Source organism: Streptomyces sp. NPDC027672 (assembly GCF_055566335.1).
Genome location: NZ_JBVHSO010000002.1, coordinates 780461 through 800093, shown reverse-complemented (window position 1 = coordinate 800093; position 19633 = coordinate 780461). Strand labels below are relative to the sequence as shown.

General features: G+C 72.3%; 19 protein-coding genes, 1 tRNA gene and 2 pseudogenes. 16 read left to right on the top strand and 6 right to left on the bottom strand.

Annotated features, from left to right (window positions below):
- The first annotated feature begins 7 nt into the window (after positions 1-7).
- From ACZ4SV_RS07875 to ACZ4SV_RS07855, 5 genes are all read left to right on the top strand, one after another.
- Entirely contained in the window at positions 8-910 is a 903-nt protein-coding gene (locus tag ACZ4SV_RS07875) for a LysR family transcriptional regulator (protein WP_468002341.1), read from the top strand.
- A 55-nt stretch (positions 911-965) separates the two neighbouring features.
- A complete protein-coding gene (locus ACZ4SV_RS07870; RefSeq protein ID WP_468002339.1) occupies positions 966-1532 on the top strand; it encodes a helix-turn-helix domain-containing protein in 567 nt (188 codons plus the stop codon).
- Between the two features lie 2 nt (positions 1533-1534).
- Complete coding sequence (locus tag ACZ4SV_RS07865) at positions 1535-2050, top strand: GNAT family N-acetyltransferase (protein ID WP_468002507.1); 516 nt, start codon at positions 1535-1537, stop codon at positions 2048-2050.
- 30 nt (positions 2051-2080) lie between these two features.
- Complete coding sequence (locus ACZ4SV_RS07860; RefSeq protein ID WP_468002337.1) at positions 2081-2440, top strand: MmcQ/YjbR family DNA-binding protein; 360 nt, start codon at positions 2081-2083, stop codon at positions 2438-2440.
- 101 nt (positions 2441-2541) lie between these two features.
- Positions 2542-3849: an MFS transporter gene (locus ACZ4SV_RS07855; protein WP_468002335.1), complete on the top strand. Its 1308-nt coding sequence runs from the start codon at positions 2542-2544 to the stop codon at positions 3847-3849.
- Positions 3850-3943: 94 nt separating this feature from the next.
- Here ACZ4SV_RS07855 and ACZ4SV_RS07850 read toward each other — a convergent pair whose 3' ends face one another.
- Positions 3944-4867 carry a transketolase family protein gene (locus ACZ4SV_RS07850; RefSeq protein ID WP_397948147.1) on the bottom strand — a complete coding sequence of 308 codons (924 nt, stop codon included), beginning with the start codon at positions 4865-4867 and terminating at the stop codon, positions 3944-3946.
- Positions 4868-4902: 35 nt separating this feature from the next.
- The gene (locus ACZ4SV_RS07845; RefSeq protein WP_468002333.1) at positions 4903-5610 is read right to left on the bottom strand and encodes a transketolase; all 708 of its coding nucleotides are present in this window, start codon (positions 5608-5610) and stop codon (positions 4903-4905) included.
- 135 nt (positions 5611-5745) lie between these two features.
- Here ACZ4SV_RS07845 and ACZ4SV_RS07840 point away from each other — a divergent pair.
- Positions 5746-5819: transfer RNA gene (locus ACZ4SV_RS07840), tRNA-Pro, on the top strand.
- Positions 5820-5957: 138 nt separating this feature from the next.
- Here ACZ4SV_RS07840 and ACZ4SV_RS07835 read toward each other — a convergent pair.
- Positions 5958-6125, bottom strand: a pseudogene (locus ACZ4SV_RS07835) (site-specific integrase); the annotation flags it as partial.
- 367 nt (positions 6126-6492) lie between these two features.
- On the opposite strand from ACZ4SV_RS07835, the gene ACZ4SV_RS07830 reads away from it, so the two are divergent.
- Both ACZ4SV_RS07830 and ACZ4SV_RS07825 read left to right on the top strand, forming a co-directional pair.
- Entirely contained in the window at positions 6493-6756 is a 264-nt protein-coding gene (locus ACZ4SV_RS07830) for an acyl carrier protein (RefSeq protein ID WP_468002331.1), read from the top strand.
- Positions 6753-7958: an enoyl-[acyl-carrier-protein] reductase FabV gene (locus tag ACZ4SV_RS07825; RefSeq protein ID WP_468002329.1), complete on the top strand. Its 1206-nt coding sequence runs from the start codon at positions 6753-6755 to the stop codon at positions 7956-7958. Before ACZ4SV_RS07830 ends, ACZ4SV_RS07825 begins: the two co-directional genes overlap by 4 nt.
- A gap of 220 nt (positions 7959-8178) precedes the next feature.
- On the opposite strand, the pseudogene ACZ4SV_RS07820 reads toward ACZ4SV_RS07825, so the two are convergent.
- Positions 8179-8601 (bottom strand): annotated as a pseudogene (locus tag ACZ4SV_RS07820) (DUF4111 domain-containing protein); the annotation flags it as partial.
- 25 nt (positions 8602-8626) lie between these two features.
- Positions 8627-10333: a DNRLRE domain-containing protein gene (locus ACZ4SV_RS07815; protein WP_468002327.1), complete on the bottom strand. Its 1707-nt coding sequence runs from the start codon at positions 10331-10333 to the stop codon at positions 8627-8629.
- A gap of 596 nt (positions 10334-10929) precedes the next feature.
- Here ACZ4SV_RS07815 and ACZ4SV_RS07810 point away from each other — a divergent pair.
- From ACZ4SV_RS07810 to ACZ4SV_RS07795, 4 genes are all read left to right on the top strand, one after another.
- A complete protein-coding gene (locus ACZ4SV_RS07810; protein WP_468002325.1) occupies positions 10930-12000 on the top strand; it encodes a Rieske 2Fe-2S domain-containing protein in 1071 nt (356 codons plus the stop codon).
- On the top strand, positions 11997-12167 hold the full coding sequence (locus ACZ4SV_RS07805; RefSeq protein ID WP_397935665.1) for a hypothetical protein: 171 nt from the start codon (positions 11997-11999) through the stop codon (positions 12165-12167). The genes ACZ4SV_RS07810 and ACZ4SV_RS07805 overlap by 4 nt, the downstream gene beginning before the upstream one ends.
- A 123-nt stretch (positions 12168-12290) precedes the next feature.
- The gene (locus tag ACZ4SV_RS07800) at positions 12291-13259 is read left to right on the top strand and encodes a PDR/VanB family oxidoreductase (protein ID WP_468002323.1); all 969 of its coding nucleotides are present in this window, start codon (positions 12291-12293) and stop codon (positions 13257-13259) included.
- Positions 13260-13442: 183 nt separating this feature from the next.
- Positions 13443-14222, top strand: coding sequence for an IclR family transcriptional regulator (locus ACZ4SV_RS07795; RefSeq protein WP_468002321.1), 780 nt, complete (start codon positions 13443-13445; stop codon positions 14220-14222).
- Between the two features lie 217 nt (positions 14223-14439).
- On the opposite strand, the gene ACZ4SV_RS07790 is transcribed toward ACZ4SV_RS07795, so the two are convergent.
- On the bottom strand, positions 14440-15279 hold the full coding sequence (locus ACZ4SV_RS07790; RefSeq protein ID WP_468002319.1) for an enoyl-CoA hydratase/isomerase family protein: 840 nt from the start codon (positions 15277-15279) through the stop codon (positions 14440-14442).
- A gap of 107 nt (positions 15280-15386) precedes the next feature.
- Here ACZ4SV_RS07790 and ACZ4SV_RS07785 point away from each other — a divergent pair, with 107 nt between their 5' ends.
- From ACZ4SV_RS07785 to ACZ4SV_RS07770, 4 genes are all read left to right on the top strand, one after another.
- Positions 15387-15779, top strand: coding sequence for a winged helix-turn-helix transcriptional regulator (locus ACZ4SV_RS07785; RefSeq protein ID WP_468002317.1), 393 nt, complete (start codon positions 15387-15389; stop codon positions 15777-15779).
- Between the two features lie 202 nt (positions 15780-15981).
- Positions 15982-16383, top strand: a complete 402-nt coding sequence (locus ACZ4SV_RS07780) for a CU044_2847 family protein (protein ID WP_468002315.1) — start codon at positions 15982-15984, stop codon at positions 16381-16383.
- 3 nt (positions 16384-16386) lie between these two features.
- A complete protein-coding gene (locus ACZ4SV_RS07775; RefSeq protein ID WP_468002313.1) occupies positions 16387-18639 on the top strand; it encodes a VMAP-C domain-containing protein in 2253 nt (750 codons plus the stop codon).
- Positions 18636-19631: an AAA family ATPase gene (locus tag ACZ4SV_RS07770; protein WP_468002311.1), complete on the top strand. Its 996-nt coding sequence runs from the start codon at positions 18636-18638 to the stop codon at positions 19629-19631. Before ACZ4SV_RS07775 ends, ACZ4SV_RS07770 begins: the two co-directional genes overlap by 4 nt.
- Positions 19632-19633 lie beyond the last annotated feature (2 nt).

Here is a 19633-nt window from a genome sequence, read left to right as displayed (position 1 = left end):
CGAGATCATGATCGAGGCACGGCGGCTCCACATCCTCCGTGCGGTGGCCGACCACCGCACGGTCACCGCGGCGGCCGCCGCGCTCTATCTCACGCCGTCCGCCGTCTCCCAGCAGCTGACGGCCCTGGAACAGGAGACCGGCCACCGCCTGGTCGAGCGCGGCGCCAAGGGCGTACGGCTCACCCCGGCCGGTGAGATCCTGCTCAGCCACACCAACGCGGTCCTCGCGCAGCTGGAGCGCGCCGAGGCCGAGCTGGCCGCCTACGGCTCGGGCGAGGCGGGCACGGTCACCGTGGCCGCCTTCGCGACCGGGATCGCCCAGGTCGTGGCCCCGGCGGTGGCCCGCCTCGCCGCCGTGGCGCCCGGCATACGGATCCGGGTGCAGGACGCCGAGGGCGACGCCAGTCTGCCCATGGTCCTGGACCGGCTGGTGGACGTGGCGGTCGCCGTCGAATACCGGGGCGCCCCGCCCGCCGACGACCCCCGGCTGACCCATGTCCCGCTCTACGCCGAGCCGTTCGACGCGGTCGTCCCGCTCGGCCACCGGCTGGCGGACGCGCCCGAGGTGCCCCTCGCCGAACTGGCCAAGGACGCCTGGATCGGCCCGTACCCCGGCAATCCCTGCCACGACGTGGTGGTCCTCGCCTGTGAGAGCGCCGGCTTCCAGCCCCGGCTGGAGCACTCCTCCGACGACTTCCGGGCCGTCGTCGCGCTCGCCGCGGCCGACGCGGGCGTGGCCCTGGTCCCGCGCTCCGCGCTGTGCGGGATGGACCTCGCCGGCGTGGTCGTACGGCCCGTCGACGGGGTCGCCCCGACCCGCCGCGTCTTCGCCGCCGTCCGCCGCGGCGCCGAGGGACATCCGCTGATCCGCCCGGTGCTGGAGACGCTCGGCGAGGCGGCGCGGGCGTGAGGCGCGTGAGTTTCCCGTAACACCGGCGTCTCATATCCGGGCTAGCGTCCCGGATATGAGAAACGAGCATGCCGTCGACGCCCTGCTCGGCGCCCGGCTGGCCGAACTGCGCGCCCAGCACGGCTGGTCCCTGGACGAGCTGGCGGAGCGCAGCGGGGTCAGCCGGTCCACGCTGTCCCGCGCCGAACGCGCGCAGACCAGCCCCACCGCCGCCGTCCTGAACCGGCTCTGCCACGTCTACGGCCGCACCATGTCCCAGCTCCTCAGCGAGGTCGAGGCGGCCCCGGTGCCCGTGGTGCGGGCCGCCGAGCAGCGAGTCTGGGAGGACCGCGCCGCCGGCTTCGTCCGCCGGTCCGTGTCCCCGCCGCACACCGGGCTGCGCGGCGAACTGGTCGAGGGCCGGCTCACCCCGGGCGCGGACCTCGCCTACGACCGGCCGCCCGTGCCCGGCCTCGAACAGCACCTCTGGCTGCTGGACGGCGCCCTGGAGGTGACCGTCGCCGAACAGGTCCACCGGCTCGGCGCCGGGGACTGCCTGCGGATGCGCGTGACCGGCCCGGCCCGCTTCCGCTGCACCGGCCCGGACCCGGCGCGTTACGTCCTGGCGGTGGTACGGCCGTGAGGATCGAGCGCTGGCACGCCGACCGGGTCCGCGACCGGGCCGGCGACCTGGCGGACCTGCTGACCGACGCCGTGGACTCGGGCGCCTCCATCGGCTTCCTGGCACCGCTCGGCCACGCCGACGCGGCCGACTGGTGGCGGGAGCGGGCCGAGGCCGTGCGGGCGGGCCGAAGCGCGGTCTGGGCGGCCGTGGACCACACCGAGCGGGTGACCGGCACGGTCGGCCTGGACTTCCCGGCCAAGCCCAACAGCGGGCACCGCGCCGAGCTGGTCAAACTGATGGTGCACCGCGGCGCGCGGGGGCAGGGGCTCGGCCGCCGCCTGCTGACCGCCGCCGAACGGGCCGCCGCCGCTGCCGGCCGCACCCTGCTGCACCTCGACACCGAGACCGGCAGCCCGGCCGAGCTGCTGTACCGCTCGGCCGGCTGGACCGTGGTCGGCACCATCCCCGACTACGCGGCGAGCCCGGCGGGTGCCCTGCGACCGACGACGCTGTACTACAAGCGGCTCGGAGGGTGACTGTCAGTGGCAGGGGCTACCTTGCGTTGCATGCCGGACGCAGAAGACGTACGCCGAATCGCCCTGTCCCTGCCGGACACCACGGAGAAGGTCGCCTGGAGCATGCCCACGTTCCGGGTGGCCGGGAAGATGTTCGCCACTCTCCCGGAGGACGAGACGTCCCTCGCCGTGCGCTGTCCCAAGGACGAGCGCGACGAACTGGTGCTGGCCGAACCGGAGAAGTTCTGGATCGCCGCCCACGAGGCCCAGTTCGCCTGGGTGAGAGCGAGACTGGCCGCCCTGGAGGACGAGCAGGAGCTGCGGGACATCCTGGCCGACTCCTGGCGCCAGGCCGCCCCCACCCGACTCCTGGACAGCCACCCGGAGTTGGGGCTGCCGTCCAGGGGGTGAAAATCCCGGTGCGCGCGGCCGCGGACTGGCAGGATCCCGCGCGACGGAGCGAGCCGGGAGCCCGGCCGGGAGCCGGGGACGGGCGAGGGGGAGTACACGGGATGACCGGTACGGACGCGCGGCGCGAGAGCGCCGGCCGGCAGACGCGGCAGGCCGCGGCCGGTGCCCCGGCCGCCGTGTGGTCGCGGGACTTCGCGCTGTTCTTCGCCGCCCGGGCCGTCGCCCGCCTGGGCGACACCATGCTGCCCGTCGCCCTGGCCGCGGGCCTGCTGCGCCACGGGTACGGCGCGGGCGCGGTCGGTCTCGCCATGGCCTCCACGGCCGCCGCGTTCGCCGGTCTGGTCGTCTTCGGCGGGGTCGTCGCCGACCGGTTCGGCACCCGCGGGCTGATGATCGGCGCCGACCTCGTCCGGCTCGCCACCCAGTCCCTCGCCGCGGGCCTCTTCTTCACCGGGCACGTGGTGCTGTGGCAGATCTGCGCCGTCGGCGCCGTCAACGGCGTGGCCGGCGCGGTCTTCCAGCCGGGCGTCGCCAGCACGGTGCCCCGTCTCGCCCGGGACGTCCAGGGCGCGAACGGCGCCATCCGGATCGCCGAGTCCGCCGCCCAGCTCGCCGGCCCGGCCGCCGCCGGCGTCCTGGTCGGCCTCGCCTCGCCCGGCGGGGTCTTCGCCGCGCACGCGGCCACCTACGCGCTCAGCGCCCTGTGCCTGCTGCTCCTGCGCCTGCCCCCGCTGCCCGCGGGCACCCGGACCGCCACCGGTTCCGCCCTGCGCGCCTTCCGGGCCGATCTCGTCGACGGCTGGCGGGAGTTCCGCTCCCGCGCCTGGCTGTGGGCGGTGATCGCCGTGTGGTGCCTGTACATGATCGCCGTCTGGGGCCCGACCGTCCCGCTGGTGGCGGCCGAGGTCGTCCGGCACCACGGCCCGGGCGCCTACGGCCTGCTCAACTCGGCCCTCGGCGCTGGCACGGTGATCGGCGGCCTGCTCGCCCTGCGGCTGCGTCCCCGCCGTATGCTCCGCGCGGGCGCGCTCGCCCTGTTCGCCTTCTTCGGCTTCCCGGCGGCCGTCGGGGCGGGCCTCGGCGTGCCGGCCATGGCGGCCGGGGCCGCGCTCGCCGGGGCGGGGATGTCGTTCTGGGGCGTGATGTGGGCGACCACCGTGCAGACGCAGGTCCCGGCCGACGTCCTCAACCGCATCCACGCCTACGACGTGGCCGGCTCGCTCGCCATGATGCCGGTCGGCCAGGCCCTCGCCGGCCCGGCGGCCGGAGCGCTGGGCGCCGGTCACGTCCTGCTGACCGCCGCCGCCGTGAGCCTGGCCGTGGCGACGCTGCTGCTGGCGGTACCGGCGATACGCGATCTGGTCCGCGCCGACGCGCAGACGCTTGCCGCTGACACCGGGGCCCGCTGATACCCGGCGCCCGCTGACGCCGGGCCACACTCACCCAGAGCCCTCTCACCCAGAGCCCTCTCACCCGGCGTCCCCTCGCCCGGGGACCGGGAGCTCACCGGGCCGCCGCCGGCATTCGTCCGGTGCCCGCGAAGTGGCCGATCCGCTCCCGCAGGCCCGCCGCGTCCAGGCCGTGCGCGGCCACGTGCTCCTCCACCGTGCCGTAGCGGCGCAGCTCGCGACGGCCGACGCCGAGCCCGAGCACCCGGTGCGGCACGTCCGACAGCGCCTCGCTCACCGCGGCGGTGGACGTTCCCGCGAGGTACGGCTCGACCAGCACGACGTCCGTGCCGGCGGCCTCGGTCGCCCGGCGCAGCCCGGCCGCGTCGAACGGCCGTACGGTCGTGGCGTAGAGCACGGTCAGGTCCAGGCCCTCCGTAGCGGCGAGGACCGCGTCCAGCACCGGTCCGACGGCGATCACGACACCCGAGCGGCCCTCGCGGACGGTGAGGAAGTGCCGCCCGTCGACCGCTCGCCCCTGCCCGTTGGCCTGCCCGGACAGCCGTACGTACACCTTGTCGTCGCCCGCGGCGACCGCGTGCCGCAGCAGTGTCTCGGCCTCGTCCGGATGGCCGGGCACCTGTACGGTCCAGCCGTCCAGCGTGTCCAGGAGCGCCACATCGCCCGGCGCCATGTGCGTGAAGCCGCCGGCCGGCCAGTCGAAGGAGGCGGCGGCGCTCACCAGCACCGCGCCGGTGTCCTGGTGCCCGAGGTCCAGCTTGACCTGCTCGAAGGGCCGCTCCACGAGGAAGCTGGCGAAGGTGTGCACGACGGGCCGCAGCCCGGTGAGCGCCAGCCCCGCCGCCGCCCCGATCAGCAGTTGTTCGCGGATGCCGACGTTGATCACCCGGTCGGGATGCCGGCGCGCGGCGTCCCGGAAGCCGTCGAGGCCGATCTCGGCGAGGACGACCGCGACCCGTGGGTCCTCGTCCAGCAGCCGGGAGACGACGGGTGCGAAGCGGTCACGCATGGTGTCCATGGAGGCGGTGCCCTTTCCGGGAGAGGCGGGGGAGGTCAGGCGTTCTTCGGCTCGACCCGGGCGACGACCACCTGGGGCCGGCCCGGGTGCGGCGCGGTGAAGGCGGCGTACAGGGCGTCGTGGTCGCGCCCGTCCACGGTGAGCGCGGACCAGCCGGCGGCCTCGAAGCGGGCGGCGATCCCGCCGGGCAGCGCATGGCTGGCGGAGGAGTTGTCGATCACGACGGTGTGCAGCCGGTCCAGGCCGGCGGGCCCGGCGTAGGCGATCGCCTCGTGGTTGCTGCCCTCGTCCAGTTCGGCGTCCCCGATCAGCACCCAGACCGCCGGGCCGGGCCGGCCCTGCGCCCGCAGGCCGAGCGCGGTGCCGACGGCGATCGGCAACCCGTGCCCGAGTGATCCGCTGCCGATCTCGGCGCCCGGTACCAGCACCCGGTCGGGGTGGTGCCCCAGCGGGGAGTCGTACGTCCCGAATCCCGGCAGCCACTCCACGGGCACGAAGCCCTTCGCGGCGAGCACGGCGTAGTACGCCATGGGTCCGTGTCCCTTGCTGAGCAGGAACCGGTCCCGGTCCGGATCGTCCCGCCGCTCGGGGGCGACCCGGAGCACCCGGTCGTAGAGCACCCACAGCACGTCGAGCGTGGAGGTGGCGGCCGGGCCGTGCTTCTCGTCGCCGGTCATCGACTGCATCAGCCGGGGCAGGTCGTCGTAGCCGTACGCTCGGCGCTGTTCCGTTGCGATCGTCATACCGATCAGCGTGCAACCTCAACCAAAGTTGAGGTCAACACCGGAAACGCCGGAAACGAGCGCGCGACCACCGATCCGGGTGCGGTATGGTTTTCCCTGCGCGTTCGACCGGCGAAAGCCCAGGTCACAGCGTAGCGGGACGTGGCGCAGCTTGGTAGCGCACTTGACTGGGGGTCAAGGGGTCGCAGGTTCAAATCCTGTCGTCCCGACTCGTGAGAGTCGCAGATCAGGGCCGGTATCGGAACAATCCGAAACCGGCCCTTGCTCATTTCTGGGGACCAGTTGGGACCGGCGCCCCTTGGCCGGTGTCAGCGGGTGATGGCGCTTGGATTCGGGAGCGAGCAGGCGACTCCCGCGTCGGCGAAGCAGGTCAGGCCGGTGTGCCGGAGGTCGTGGCGGCGCAGGTGTTCGTAGCCCAGCTTTGTGATCACGTCGTCCCGGTGGGTCGCGTCGCGCAGGACGGCGGTGGCGCTGCGTCCGCCGCGCGGGCCGGTGAACAGGCGGGCCGGGCCCGCCTGGGGGCGTGGGCTTGGCCGTATGGTGAAGCTCGCCATGCGGCGTGGACCGTACCGGGCTCGGTGCGGTTCCGCCTCGACGGGGGGTAAGCCGTCGACCACGGCGTGGAACAGCCGGACCGGCACGGTGTGCAGGGTCGTCATCAGGCCCCGCCGAGGGAAGCTCGATGTCCGCCTGTATGCCGGCCGCCTCCAGAGCGGCACGGAGCACGTCGACTGCGTCTCATCCTGCCCCCTGCTGAGCGGCCGATTCCGGGAGGTCAGCGGGCTTCCGGAGGCCACCGCGCCGCCGGTCATCCCCCCGCAGGCGCTGATGACGCGCCTGCACGCCGGTACGACGGCCGGACAGTGACAGGAGGCGGTGTCAATGCCGGAGCGGACAACGACCGAACACCATCTCCGTGACGCTCTGTCGCGGGCCACTCACCAAAGCGTCGATACGATCCCCGATGACTGGCAGCTGGAGCAGGACCTCCAGATCGACAGCCTGGCCCTGGCCGAGCTGGTGACCGACCTGGAAGCACGGCTGTCCGTCGTCATCCCGGACGAGGAGACCGGCCGGCTGCGCACGACGGGCGACCTGCGCGCGCTCCTCGCCCGCCTCACGCAGAGCAGAACGGACGCACCATGAGCATGCGCCAGATCGAGCCCAAGCAGCGTGGATTCCTCATTGTGAACTCCCACCCCGACGGAGCGGCAGCCACCGTGCGCCGCGCCTGGCAGCAGATCCCCGCCCGGACCGTCGGCACCCGCCGGCCGGTGGCGCTCATCCTGGGCCACTCCGCCGGGTACGGGCTGGCCACCCTCCTGGCCGGTCTGCGTCAGCACGGCATCAGGGGAGTGGGCGTCGCCTTCGAGAGCGCGGACACCGGGCGCCGGACCGCATCGGCCGGCTGGTACCGCACCGCGGCCGCCGCCGACCTTATCCGGCAGACCGGTGGCGACTTCGCATTCGTCAACACGGACGCATTCTCCGAGGACGGCAAGAAGCAAGTGCTCGACCTGGTCGAACAGCGCTACGGACCCGTTGACTACCTGATCTACAGCCTCGCCGCACCCCGCCGCACCGACCCGGTCACCGGCATCGCGCACCACTCGGTGATCAAGCCGCTCGGCACCGCGTACGAGGCCCCGGCCCTGGACTTCTCCGGGCCGGAGCCGGCGGTGTCCCGCATCCGCCTGGAGCCCGGCACCGAGGACGAGAAGCAGGCCACCATCGCGGTCATGGGCGGCACCGACTGGTCCTTGTGGGTCACGGCCCTGGCCGGGCGCCGCCTCCTCGCGCCGGGGTTCACCACCGCGGCCCTCACCTACGTCGGCTCCGAGGTCACGGCGCCCGTCTACCGGCAGGGCACCATCGGCGCCGCCAAGGAACATCTGGAGGCCACCGCCCGCCACCTCGCCGTCTCACCCGCTCTGACAGCGGCGGGCGGCCGGGCCTGCACCGTAGTCGCCGGCGCCGCGGTGACCCAGGCATCCAGCGCCATCCCATCGATCGCTCTGTACACCGCCTTCCTGCGCACGGTCCTCGGCGACGACGCCTTCCGCAGCACCACCGACCAGGCGATCGACCTGTGGGACCAGATGGAAGGACGCACGCCGCTCGCCCTGGACGACGAAGGCCGCATCCGCCTGGACGGCTGGGAACTCGACGGTGAGGTGCAACAGCGGGTGCGGGAACTGTGGTCGGACCCCCAAGCCGGACTGCTCCAGGCGCGAGCGGGTGCCGACTGGTTCCTGGCACAGGTCCGTGACCTCTACGGATGGGGCGTCGACGGCATCGACTACACCCAGCCGGCCGAAACCGAGATCGCCTGGCCCTCCCCGCGATAGTCCGCCGCAGCGGAGGCATGGTCAGGTTCGTTCGCCAGTACACCGCGACCAGCAGTGCCCGGTCCTCTTCTCAGACCGCATCGGCCGACACTGCCGCCGGCCGGCTTCCCAGACGTGTTACGAAGACCCAGTTGGGGACCAGACGGTGCCCGCGCACCTGAACCGCGTGCATCGTCTCGCGCACTGCACGCCACTATTTCTCTCTGAAACCGGCCCTTGCTCAGTTCTGGGTCCGGGTGAGCAGTCGGTTGATCTCGGTGAGCATGCGGTCCGCCTGTGGACGCACCTGTGCCCGCAGTGCGTCGCTCCAGGTCTCTGCCGGGTAGGGGCAGTCGAGGTAAAGCCGCCTGGCGTGCTTCAGGGCGGCGCGGTGTCCGGGCGGGAGGTGGGCGAGGGCCCAGTCGGCGGCGGCGTCCTTGGACCTGATCTGGCCGGTGGCGAGCGTGGTCCAGATACGGGCCAGGGGCAGCAGGACGTTGCGGGTGTCGCCGTCCAGTTCGTCCAGCAGGCCGGGGATGCCCGCCGCGCTCGCCCGGACCACGTCGGTGTGCGGCACCGGGTCGAGGACCTGGGCCGGGCGCGGGCCGGTGAGGGGGTGGTCGTCGGTCGGCGTCATGTTGGTCAGCAGGGCCGGATCGGGCATCATCGCGCGGGTGCGGTGCCGGTCTCTACTGGTAGGCGGGTACTGCCCAGGTCACCTTGTAGCGTCGGTCGTACGGGTCCGCCTGCTGGAGGGTCATCGCTCCGCTGGTCGGGACGAAGCGGATGAACGAGGTGTCCCAGCCGTTGGCATGCTCCTCCGGGAGGTCGTCGGTCTGCATCTCGGGGCATCCGGCCTGGGAGCAGGTGGAGATCACCCGGCCCGTGGCGGGGTCGTTCCCGACGCTTTTGATCATGTGCCGCTGGGTGACCTCGGCCCGGTTCGCATAGTTCGTGCACCAGTGCTTGTCTCCGCCGGGCAGTTCGGCCACCTTCGCCGGAACGGGCCAGGTGTCCGGGGTGTCGTCGTAGCAGTCGACGGCGCCGCTCTTGGAGAACTGGACGATCCCGCCGTTGGTGCCGACCCAGAAGCGGTCGGAGTTGCCGTAGACGGGGGTGAGTTCGTGACCGTACGCCGGAGCACCGCCGGCCTGCTTGGGCAGCGGCCAGGAGGTTCCCGGGGTGAGCCGGCCGTCGGCGTAGTCGTAACGCACCAGCACGTCGGTGCCGATCGCCCAGAGAGAATGCGTGCCGGGGTCGTACACCGCTTCGTGCGCACCGTCCAGGGGGATGCCCTGGACGGGCGTCGCGTTCCAGTTGCCCGGGGTGCCCTGTGCCTTGGAGTAGACCGCGAGTCCGCCCGGGATGTCCTTGCCCGTGTTCTTGTCCTGGCCGAAGACGTGGTCGGCCGAGGCGGCGACGACGGTGCCGTCCGGCAGCATCTCGACGCCGTGGATGCCGGTGATGCCCGCGTTGATCGCCCAGTGGTAGCCGGCCAGCGCCGGGTAGGGGATCACGCCGACGAAACCGCTGGCCCGGTCGGCTGTGACCAGGACCGTTCCGCCGTACGTGCCGCCGGGGCGCAGCTTGTGGGAGGTGCCGCCGCCCCAGTTGTCACCCTTGAGGCTCGTGTCGAGGACCGAGTGGTAGGCGTCGGGAAGCCACCGCTGGTAGGGACCCGAGGCCGGCCAGACGCTCGGGTTGGCGGAGTCCAGGAAGTCCACCGTCGCGTGGGGCGTCGGATAGTCCGTGTCCTTGCCCTTGCCGGGGTAGGCGTTGCCCGAGATGATCGGCGTCGATCCGGTGTTGAACTCGACTTCCAGCGTAGGTGTGTTGTACGCGGCGTTGCACGCGTAGTCGCTGGACAGCGGGTTCATGGAGCAGAAGTCCTTGTAGCCCCTGCTGACGTCCTCCTGCGCCGAGAACCGGATGCCGTAGTTCGGGAACGAGGAGTCGTTGGCCCACGCCTTCACCCAGTCGGTGACGTCGATGCGCTGGATGCCGTTGGACGCGGACGGGTTGTACTTGTCGGGGATGTCCGGGCAGTCCGGATGGCCGAGCCCGAACCATGTTCCCTTGCCGGCGCCCACGGTCGGCTGGTTGGCCCAGGTGATCGTGGACTGGTCCCAGGGCTGGGTCACCGGGTAGACACCCATCCACGCCTTGGCGTCGCAGTCGGAGACGAAGGAGTTGTACACGCGCAGCGTGGCCTTCGCTATCGGCGCCCCGCGCAGCTTGGAGACGTCGAAGCGCATGAAACTGCGGTATTTCGTGGTGCCGTTGTCGGGTGTGCCGACGTGCAGGACGTGTCCCTGCGAGTGGTCGGCCGTGTCCGCGTTGGTGATGTACGTGTCTTGCAGACGCTTGATGATGTTGCGCGGCCCGGTCTGCGCCATGGGCGACACCGTGGGGGTCGCCGCCGCGATTCCGGCCGTCTGCGGGGCCGGTTCGGCAGCGGCTGCCGACTGCGACAGGGCTGCCGACACGAGCAGCGATGCCAGAAGCGCCCCTGTGCTGCCGGTTGCCGGCAGCCATCTTTTCCGTGGACGCCGTGGAGCGTGACCGTGCAAGAGAAGATCCCTTCCTCGATGTGATCGAAATGGCATGTCAGTGTCACACAGGGTCTGACCTGCCTTGCCTGGCAGTGGTGTTGCGAGCCTCGGTGACCCCGGCCAGGGGCCGACGGAGCCGTGGTGTGCCTGGCGACGCGTTGCCCCGCGCCGTGGGCCGCCCGCCCCGCTGGACGGCTCCGGCTCTGGCTCTGGCTCCGGTTCCGGCCTTCCGGTCAGCGGAAGGCGCCCTGTTCACAGGTCCGTGCCCGCAGCACTCTGGAAACCCACGGCGTCCGCTCCGGCGTCTCGGGGCAGGGCGCCGGAAGCCCGCAAGCCTCCTGTCCGCGAGCGCGATGCGCCATCCGAAACGCCTCAAATCCCGCTCCCCAGTCCCCAATTCGCCGATGTGCCGGGTTCGCCCGCACACAAGGGAGAAGACGATGACGACGACGTCATTCGCGCGCAACCAGTGGTACGTGGCCGCCTACGGCAGCGAGATCGGGCAGGAGCTGTTCACCCGCACCGTCTGCGGTGAGCCGATCCTTCTCTGGCGTACTGAAGCAGGCGAGGTCACCGCCATGGCCGACCGCTGCGTTCACCGTCGTTTCCCGCTCTCCGAGAAGCCGAGCCGGCTGGACGGCGACACGGTCGTCTGCGGCTACCACGGCTTCACCTACGGAGCCGACGGCGTGTGCGTGCGGGTGCCCGGCCAGAAGCGTGTGCCGCGCACCGCCCGGCTCGCCTCCTATCCCGTCAAGGAACAGGACTCCTTCGTGTGGGTGTGGATCGGCGACCAGGACAAGGCCGACGAGAGCCGCATCCCCCGTGCCCCTTGGCTGGCCTCGCCCGACTACACCACCATCAGCGGCATGGAACCGCTGGCGGCCCGCTACGGCCTCCTCGTGGACAACCTGCTCGACCTGTCCCACGAGACGTACCTGCACGGCGGCTACATCGGCACCCCCGAGGTCGCCGAGACCCCCATCACCACCGAGGTGGACGAGAAGGCGGGCGTCGTGTACGTCAGCCGCCACATGGACGACGCGGAATGCCCGCCGTTCTACGCCAGGTCCACCGGCATCAACGGCCGCATCACGCGCTGGCAGGACAGCGAGTACCACGCCCCCTGTCTGTACCTGCTGCACTCGCGCATCGCCCCGGTCGGCGCACCCGGCCCGCGCGCGGACGGCAGCGACCCGGACGCCTTCCACGTCGAGATCGTCTACGCCATCACTCCCGAGACCGAGTCCAGCACGCACGACTTCTGGGCCGTGGCCCGCGACTTCGCGCTGGACGACCAGGCGGTCACCGACTTCCTGTACGAGAACAACCGCACCGTCGTCCTCCAGGACGTCGTCGCCCTGGACAAGCTGGAGCAGGTCGTCGCCGCCGAACCGGCCGGGACGCAGGAGCTCAGCATCAACATCGACACCGGTGGCCTGGCCGCCCGCCGCATCCTCCAGCGGCTCGTCAAGGCCGGCGCGACCGAGTCCGCGGCGGCCGTCCGTTGAGCCCGCGGCCCACGACGATGCTCGACGGGGACACGGTCTACCGGATCGTGTGGCTCCCCGGCTCGGACCGGCTGGGCGGCTGGTGCTGGTGCGGCGCGTCCCGTGAGTCCGAGGATCCGGTGGAGCTGTGGGAGTGGCTGCTCGCCCACCCCGAGGGGCATCCGTGACGGGGCCTGCCTGGCCTGGTCTGGCGTCCGCGCTCAGCCACCTTGCCGGCACCTGAATCCGCGCATGCCCGTACTCCCGCCCGTTTGCGTACTCGCGTACTACTCGCGTACTCAAGGACCCTGATGTCTGGAAACACCACCGCACCCGAGGCCGAACTCGACCTCGTCGTGGCCCGCCGTACAGACGAGGCCGACGGTGTCGTCTCGCTCGACCTGCGCCGGCCCGACGGCGCTCCGCTGCCCGCCTGGACGCCCGGCGCGCACATCGACCTGGTCCTCGCCCCGGACCTCGTACGGCAGTACTCGCTGTGCTCCTCGCCGCAGGACGCCCGCGTATGGCGTGTCGCCGTCCTGCGGGAGCAGGAAGGCCGCGGCGGCTCCCTCCACGTGCACGACAAGCTGTCCGAGGGCGATCCGATCAGGGTGCGCGGCCCGCGCAACCACTTTCCTCTGGAGGGCGCCGAGGAGTACCTCTTCATCGCCGGCGGTATCGGCATCACCCCGATCGTCCCGATGCTGGAGCAGGCCGAACAGCAGGGGAGCGCCTGGGAGTTGGCCTATGGAGGGCGGACGCTCGCGTCGATGGCCTTCCGTGACGCCCTCGTCACCCGGTACGGGGAGCGGGTGCGTATCCGGCCCGAGGACGTGTACGGGCTCCTCGACCTCGACGCGCTCCTGGGGGCACCGCGCCCCGGTACGCTCGTCTACTGCTGCGGACCCGAACCGCTGATCAAGGCCGTCGAGGAGCGGTGCGCCGGCTGGCCGGCCGGCACCCTCCACGTCGAGCGGTTCACGCCGAGGGAGGTCCAAGAGCCCGTACGGGACGGGGCGTTCGAGGTCGAGCTGGCGCAGACCGGCATCACCGTCACCGTCCCGCCGGAGAAGTCCGTGCTGGAGGCGGTCGAGGAGGCCGGGGTGCAGGTCCTCTCCTCCTGCCGGGAGGGCACGTGCGGCACCTGCGAGACGACCGTGCTCGAAGGGACGGCCGATCACCGCGACTCCCTCCTCACCCCCGAGGAACAGGAGGCGCACGACACGATGATGGTGTGCGTCTCCCGCGCGGCGTGCCCGAGGCTCGTCCTGGACCTCTGACGGCCGGCGGCGCCCGGGGTCCGTCAGCGGTGGGCGCCGCGCGGACACTCCCCTCCTGCCGGACCGCTCGTCGGCGGCCAGCATCCGTCGCCTCGGATACTCGCCAGAGCATTGACGGCCGTCAGGGCTCTGCCTAGCTTTTCGGTGACGTGCCCGAGTCCGCTGGGGAACAAGGAGGTCCGCATGCAGCGCCGAGGCCCGACCGACGGCTGTTCGGTGACGGCCAGGGCGCTGCAGGTGCTGGAAGCCTTCGCCGCGGACCGGCCCGTCCTGCGGCTCGCCGAGATCTCCCGCCACACCGGCCTGCCGCTCACCACCACCCACCGGCTGGTGAAGGAACTGGTCGGCTGGGGCGCGCTGGAACGCGAGGCGGACGGCGGCTACCGCATCGGGCTGCGCTTGTGGGAGATCGCCTCGCTCGCCCCGCGGGGCCTCGGCCTGCGCGAGGCCGCCCTGCCGTACCTGTCCGACCTCGGGCACATCACCCGCGAGAACGTGCAACTCGCCGTCCGCGAGGAGCTGTCCGTCGTCTACGTGGAACGCCTGGCCGGCCGTGACGCGGTCCGGGTCCGCACCCGCGTCGGCGGGCGGTTCGACCTCGCGCCGACCGGCGTCGGCCTCGTCCTGCTCGCCCACGCACCCCGCGAGGTCCAGGAACGGGTGCTCTCCCGGCCGTTCGTCCGGTACACGGAAAAGACCCTGTGCACCCCGGACGAGGTGCGCCGCGCTCTCGCCGAGGTGCGCCGCACCGGGGTCGCCATCAGCGACCGGCAGGTGACGATGGACGCCCTGTCGGTCGCCGCCCCCGTCTGCGGGCCGGACAATACCGCCGTCGCGGCCGTCTCGGTCGTCGCCCATGCCGGCGCCGTGAACCCGCAGGCCCTCGTCCCGCTGGTGCAGGTCGCGGCGCGCGGCATCTCACGGTCCCTCGGAGCACGGCCCAGGTCCTCGGTGGTCGGCTGACGGACACGGCGGGGCCGCCGGGCCGCCGGACGGCCGGATACGGGCAGGGGCGGCCTGACGGATACGACGGCCCACCTGCTGGCGCCCGGCTCGGGAGAGTCGCGGAACCGGCCGGGAGTCAACGAGAGCCCGGCGGCTGGTCGTTCGCGGTCTGCCGCCCGGGCGGGCCCGGCTGTCTTCCGCGGCCGGTCGTGCCGGGGCGGGGGCCGGGAGACCGTCAGGCCCGGCGCAGGGCGCTGCGCATCAGTTCCTCGAGGCGGCGTTCACCTGCGCGTGTCTGCGCTCCGTCGCGCAGCCCTCGGTCCATCAAGTGCCGGACGGCGGGCAGCGCGATCTGCGTGGCCCACGCGTCGTTCTCGCGGCGGAGTCCGTCCGTGAGGGGTTCGGCGGGCAACGCGCGCTTGGCCGCTTCGATGACACCGGCGGGCAGGCCGGCGATGTTGCGGGCGATACGGTCGACGTACTCGTCGAGCCGGCCGGCCGGCAGAGCCCGGTTGATCCAGCCGTAGGACGCCGCGGTCTCGGCGTCGAACAGGTCCGCGGTGAGCACCACCTCCAGCGCGCGGTTGCGGCCCACGCGGTCACGGAGGTACTGCGTTCCGCCCCCGCCGGGGACGATGCCCATGAGTGCCTCGATCTGGCCTAATTGGGCGGTCTCGGCCGCGGCGAACGCCATGTCCGCCGCGGCTACGAATTCCGCTCCGCCACCGCGGGCCTTTCCGGCGAGCTTCACGATGGTCACCTGGGGCTGGTGACGGAGGAGTTCCCCCACGGACTGGAACACGTTGACGTCCGCCGGCGCCGACGCGGCGAGCTGTTCCAGATCGTCCATCCGTTCCCCGATCCGCATGTCCACATGGGCGAGGAAGAACTCCCGGTCGGCGCTGGAGAAGACGATCACCCGGACCGAAGCGTCACCCCGCAAGCCGTCCAGCACCGTACGCAGTTCACGCATCATCGCCGCGTCGAGCACGTTGACCGGCGGGTTGTCGAAGACGATCCGGGCGACGCCGTCTCCGGTGCTCAGGCGCAGGGTCGAGTAGACATGAGTGGTCAAGAGGCTCTCCATCGGTTACCGGCAGGTGTGTAGGTTCGCCATGCACAGTCACCGTCGGCGACAGCTCTTCCGACCGTCAAGAACGCACTCTGGGAGAACCAAGGATCATGAGGGATACCAGCCCGCACGGTGCCGACGCGGGAACACCCATCGTTTTCCGGGCGGACTGCCCCAGCCGGCCGGTCCTCGACCAGATCGCGGACAAGTGGTCGATGATGGTGATGGCGCTCCTGGACCGGCCGCGGCGGTTCAACGAACTCAAGCGCCACTTGGAGGGTGTGACACAGCGGGTCCTCACCCGGACACTGCGCCGTCTGGAGCGGAACGGCATGATCCGGCGCACCGTGCTGCCGACCTCGCCGGTGGGTGTCGAGTACGCGCTCACGGCGCTGGGCGAGTCCCTGCGCGAGCCTTTCGGGCATCTCTACCGCTGGACTGTCGAGCACGGTGAGGAGATCGAGAACTGCCGTCGGGCGTACGACGGCAGGACCGACGCGTAGCCGGTCCCGTGGAGGGCGCGGGGTGTGTCACGCCGGGCACCAGGCGGCCGGACGGCCGGGCGGTGCGAGGGCGCCGAAGCGGTCGATGTGCCGGCCCGGCGGCACCGGGTCCGCACGACCTCCAGCGTGCCGGGGCGCGCCCGGACAGGAATGTTCTCGCGCCGCCTCGCCATGCGACCGGGTCGTCGGACAAGATGTGCGCATGCCTGAGTCTCTTGAAGTGGAGCTCGCGGGAGCGGTGTTACGGCTGGAACTGTCCGACGCCGGGGAGTCCGCGCCGGCTGCCGGTGCGGAGGGCGGGGACGGGGACCGGCCGGATCTCCCGGAGGGCTTCGGCACGGTGACGCCCGTGTCCGCCGCCCGGCGCGGTCGCGCCGCCGTGGTCGCCACGGAGGGCTTGCGGGCCATGCTCAGTCCGCTGGGGCCGCTGCTGGAGGAGGTGCACCGTTCGGTCACCGGCGTCTCCCAGCCGCCCCAGCAGCTCTCGGTCACGTTCGGGATCCAGGTGGGGCAGGACCTCAAGCTGGGCATCGTGGGAGTCAACGGCCAGGCCACGATGACCGTCTCGGCCACCTGGGACGCCGACGCGGCTCGAAGGGACTGACGGATGGGGTGGTTCCGTCAACCCGGTGACGCGACACCGACGTTGGTGTCGGTGGTGGTGGCGGATCCGGCGCCGAGAGCCCCGTGTCCCGCCGGTGCAGGGGCGCTGCTGTCCCCGCAGTACGTCCTGACCTGTGCCCACGTCGTCAACGCAGCCCTCGGCCACACGCAGTTGAGTGCGGAACGGCCCGCGTCCTCCGAACCCCTTCGCGTCGTGCTCCGGCACGGCGCGGTGGTCCAGCGGATCAGCGCACGGCTGGCGGTGTGGGTGCCTCCGCGCCGGCGTCCGGGAAGCCACTCGTGGGAGGGGGACCTGGCGGTGCTCGAACTCGCCGAGCCCGCCGCACCCCCGGCGCGCGCCGTGGCGTGGCAGTGCATGACGGAGGGACTCAGAGTCCGGGCGTGGCACGGCGGCGGCGACCCCGGCACCTTCGCCGACACCACGATCAAGTTCACCGACGGCTGGTACTACTACGCCGACGCCGACCTCAGCGGTGCCTCCGTCCAACACGGCTACAGCGGAGCACCGTTGTTCACGGCGGACGACCTCACCACCGCCGTCGGGATCGTGACCAGCCACTTGATGACCGACGGACCGCTGTCGGACCGGCAGGTCGTGCGACGCAGCCTCGCGCTGCCCTGGCAGCGCGTGCGCGAGGAACTCGTCGGGGCCAAGGCGGACGACGTGGTCGCGGCCTGCCTGCCCGCTGCCTTCACCGACACGGGGAACGTCCCGGACGGCGCCGTCGACCTGGTGCGGAAGCTGTTCGACCACACGGACCAGATGAAGTACCAGGCACACCGGCTGGCGACGGCACTCGGCTACCGCATGGCCGCCGAGGAGCCGGACACGGCCGGTCCCACCCTGGAAGAAGAACTGACCGTCCTCCTGTTCACCGAGGGACGCGCGCTCGCCACCCTGGCCGAGCTGCTGACCGACGCCGTGGACGAGGCACGCCGGGAGACACTCGACCGACTGCTGGGCCTGGGGCTTCCGGAGCAGGGCATCCGGCTCCTGTCCGTCGGCGAGCACCGCAGACTCCTCAAGCTGCTCAGGCGCGTGAACTCCGCTCATCCCGCGCTCCTCTGCCAGGCGGCCCGCCACGTCCTGCAACTGGCCCACCGCCCGCCCGCGTGGGTGGACCGCCCCGCCGTACCCGAGGCGGGACTGGCGGCGGCCGTCGACGACCTGGACGCGTACCGCTTCCCGCAGGAACAGGACAGCGCTCCGCTGATGCCCCAGTTGCTGCGGCTGGCCGTCTTCCTGTCCGCCGCCGTCACCGACAGGAGAACGAGCAAGGAGCTGGACACCTGGTGCGACGACGTCCGCCGGCGTCTGGGCCGCGACCGGTCCCTGCTGACCGAATGGCGTGCACAGGCTTCCTCGTGGGCCGGGTTCCGGCGGCGGCCGGTGACACGGATCGTGGTCGACCTGTCCCGCGATCCCGCGGGCGCCGAGCGCTACTTCTGTCACATCTGGCGGGTGAGCGAGGGCCGGGCGCCGGAGGGGGCGGGCCGCTCGACCGGGCCGTACACCGCGGAGGAGATCGGCCGGCTGGTCCACACACTGGTCAAGGACCAGGACCACGGCGGAGACGCGCCCGCCCCCTGGATCGACGTGGTGGTGGGACGCGACGATCTCCACCTGCCCGTCGACGGCTGGACGGCCTACAGCACCCGGGAGCGCTTCGCCGACCTCGGCCTCCCTCCCCGGCCCGGGCAGCGGCAGCAGAGTTGGGTACTGGGGGCCACCTACCGGACGGCCCTGCGGCTGCGCCGGTTCAGCGCCGACCCCGACCGGGAACGGGCACGGCGCCACGGCCTGCGACGGCGCTGGGCGGCCGGGCGCACGGCCCCGGTCGTCCTCGATGCCGACATGAGCGACGCGGATCTGCTGTCCGCGCTGGACGGCGGACACCGGGACACGGCATGGGCCGTGCTGCACGGTGGGCCGGCGGGCCGCGACTTCCTCCTGCACGTCTGCCTGGCCATGGGAGTCCCCGTAGTGCTCTGGGACCGCGAGGCCGCCGGCCCCGAACACGCGCGGCGGCTCGAGGACATCATCGGCACCACGGCGCTGCCCGACCTTCCGGAGCTGCTCCAGGACTTCCGGAAGGGCGTGTACCACGACGCGGAGCCGTCCCCCGCCCGCCCGGCGATGGTGTGGGACGACCCCGACATGCACCTGCCCGTGCCACCCGACTACGACGACCCCTCTGACGCCCCGAAGAACTGGGAAAGGCTGACTGCCAGGTGACAGCGAAGGATTCCGGGAACGGCTGGCGGCTGTTCCGGGGCGACGGCCGGGTACGCGAGGTGGACTTCCCCGAACCACCTCCGTGGCGCAGGTTCGGTGGCGCCCCGGCCGGGGCCGGCCGGCGGCGCGAACGTCCGTACGTCATCGGGCCCGACGAGGCGGACGTGGTCAGCGCCGCCCTGCTGCTGCGGCGCCCCCTCCTGGTCACCGGGCAGCCCGGCACGGGCAAGTCGTCGATGGCGCACGCCGTCGCCCACGAACTGGCCCTGGGCCGGGTGCTGCACTGGCCGGTCAACAGCCGGACCACGCTCCAGGACGGTCTCTACCACTACGACGCGATCGGCAGGCTGCGCGAGGCGGGCCTGCGGCACGACCGGGACGGCGCGCGGGGCACGGCGCCGAAGGAGCCGGACATCGGCTCCTACATCCGCCTGGGGCCGCTGGGGACGGCGCTGCTCCCGGCGGCCCGGCCGCGGGTCCTGCTGATCGACGAACTCGACAAGGGGGACATCGATCTGCCCAACGACCTGCTGACCATCTTCGAGGACGGCGCGTTCGAGATCCCCGAACTGGCCCGGCTGACCGGGGAGCAGGACCGGGCCCGGGTGGTGACCGCGGACCCGGGCGGCCGGGCGGACGTCGACCACGGCTGGGTGCGCTGCGCCGAGTTCCCGGTCGTCGTCATCACCAGCAACGGCGAGCGCGACTTCCCCCCGGCCTTCCTGCGCCGCTGCGTCCGGCTCGATCTGCCCGAACCCGACGAGGAACGGCTGCGGGCGATCGTACGGGAGCACCTGGGCGACGGCGTGGGGCCCGGCGAGGAGATCGAAGGGGTCGACGAACTCGTGCGCGCGTTCCTGGCCCGGCGCGCTCGTGGGGAGCTGGCCACCGACCAGTTGCTCAACGCCGTCTTCCTGCGCCGTGGCGGGGTGGAACTGGACGCCGACGGTCTCCTGGAGGCCGTACTGCACCGCCTCGGCGGGACGGTGTAGCC

What these genes read in the sequence shown, in the direction of transcription:
- ACZ4SV_RS07795 (WP_468002321.1), top strand. Translation starts at nt 13,443, where the DNA reads ATGCAGCGCCGAGGCCCGACCGACGGCTGTTCGGTGACGGCCAGGGCG.
- ACZ4SV_RS07810 (WP_468002325.1), top strand. Translation starts at nt 10,930, where the DNA reads ATGACGACGACGTCATTCGCGCGCAACCAGTGGTACGTGGCCGCCTAC.
- ACZ4SV_RS07775 (WP_468002313.1), top strand. Translation starts at nt 16,387, where the DNA reads ATGGGGTGGTTCCGTCAACCCGGTGACGCGACACCGACGTTGGTGTCG.
- ACZ4SV_RS07850 (WP_397948147.1), bottom strand. Translation starts at nt 4,867, where the DNA reads ATGGACACCATGCGTGACCGCTTCGCACCCGTCGTCTCCCGGCTGCTG.
- ACZ4SV_RS07875 (WP_468002341.1), top strand. Translation starts at nt 8, where the DNA reads ATGATCGAGGCACGGCGGCTCCACATCCTCCGTGCGGTGGCCGACCAC.
- ACZ4SV_RS07830 (WP_468002331.1), top strand. Translation starts at nt 6,493, where the DNA reads ATGCCGGAGCGGACAACGACCGAACACCATCTCCGTGACGCTCTGTCG.
- ACZ4SV_RS07785 (WP_468002317.1), top strand. Translation starts at nt 15,387, where the DNA reads ATGAGGGATACCAGCCCGCACGGTGCCGACGCGGGAACACCCATCGTT.
- ACZ4SV_RS07780 (WP_468002315.1), top strand. Translation starts at nt 15,982, where the DNA reads ATGCCTGAGTCTCTTGAAGTGGAGCTCGCGGGAGCGGTGTTACGGCTG.
- ACZ4SV_RS07860 (WP_468002337.1), top strand. Translation starts at nt 2,081, where the DNA reads ATGCCGGACGCAGAAGACGTACGCCGAATCGCCCTGTCCCTGCCGGAC.
- ACZ4SV_RS07815 (WP_468002327.1), bottom strand. Translation starts at nt 10,333, where the DNA reads ATGGCGCAGACCGGGCCGCGCAACATCATCAAGCGTCTGCAAGACACG.
- ACZ4SV_RS07855 (WP_468002335.1), top strand. Translation starts at nt 2,542, where the DNA reads ATGACCGGTACGGACGCGCGGCGCGAGAGCGCCGGCCGGCAGACGCGG.
- ACZ4SV_RS07845 (WP_468002333.1), bottom strand. Translation starts at nt 5,610, where the DNA reads ATGACGATCGCAACGGAACAGCGCCGAGCGTACGGCTACGACGACCTG.
- ACZ4SV_RS07825 (WP_468002329.1), top strand. Translation starts at nt 6,753, where the DNA reads ATGAGCATGCGCCAGATCGAGCCCAAGCAGCGTGGATTCCTCATTGTG.
- ACZ4SV_RS07800 (WP_468002323.1), top strand. Translation starts at nt 12,291, where the DNA reads ATGTCTGGAAACACCACCGCACCCGAGGCCGAACTCGACCTCGTCGTG.
- ACZ4SV_RS07870 (WP_468002339.1), top strand. Translation starts at nt 966, where the DNA reads ATGAGAAACGAGCATGCCGTCGACGCCCTGCTCGGCGCCCGGCTGGCC.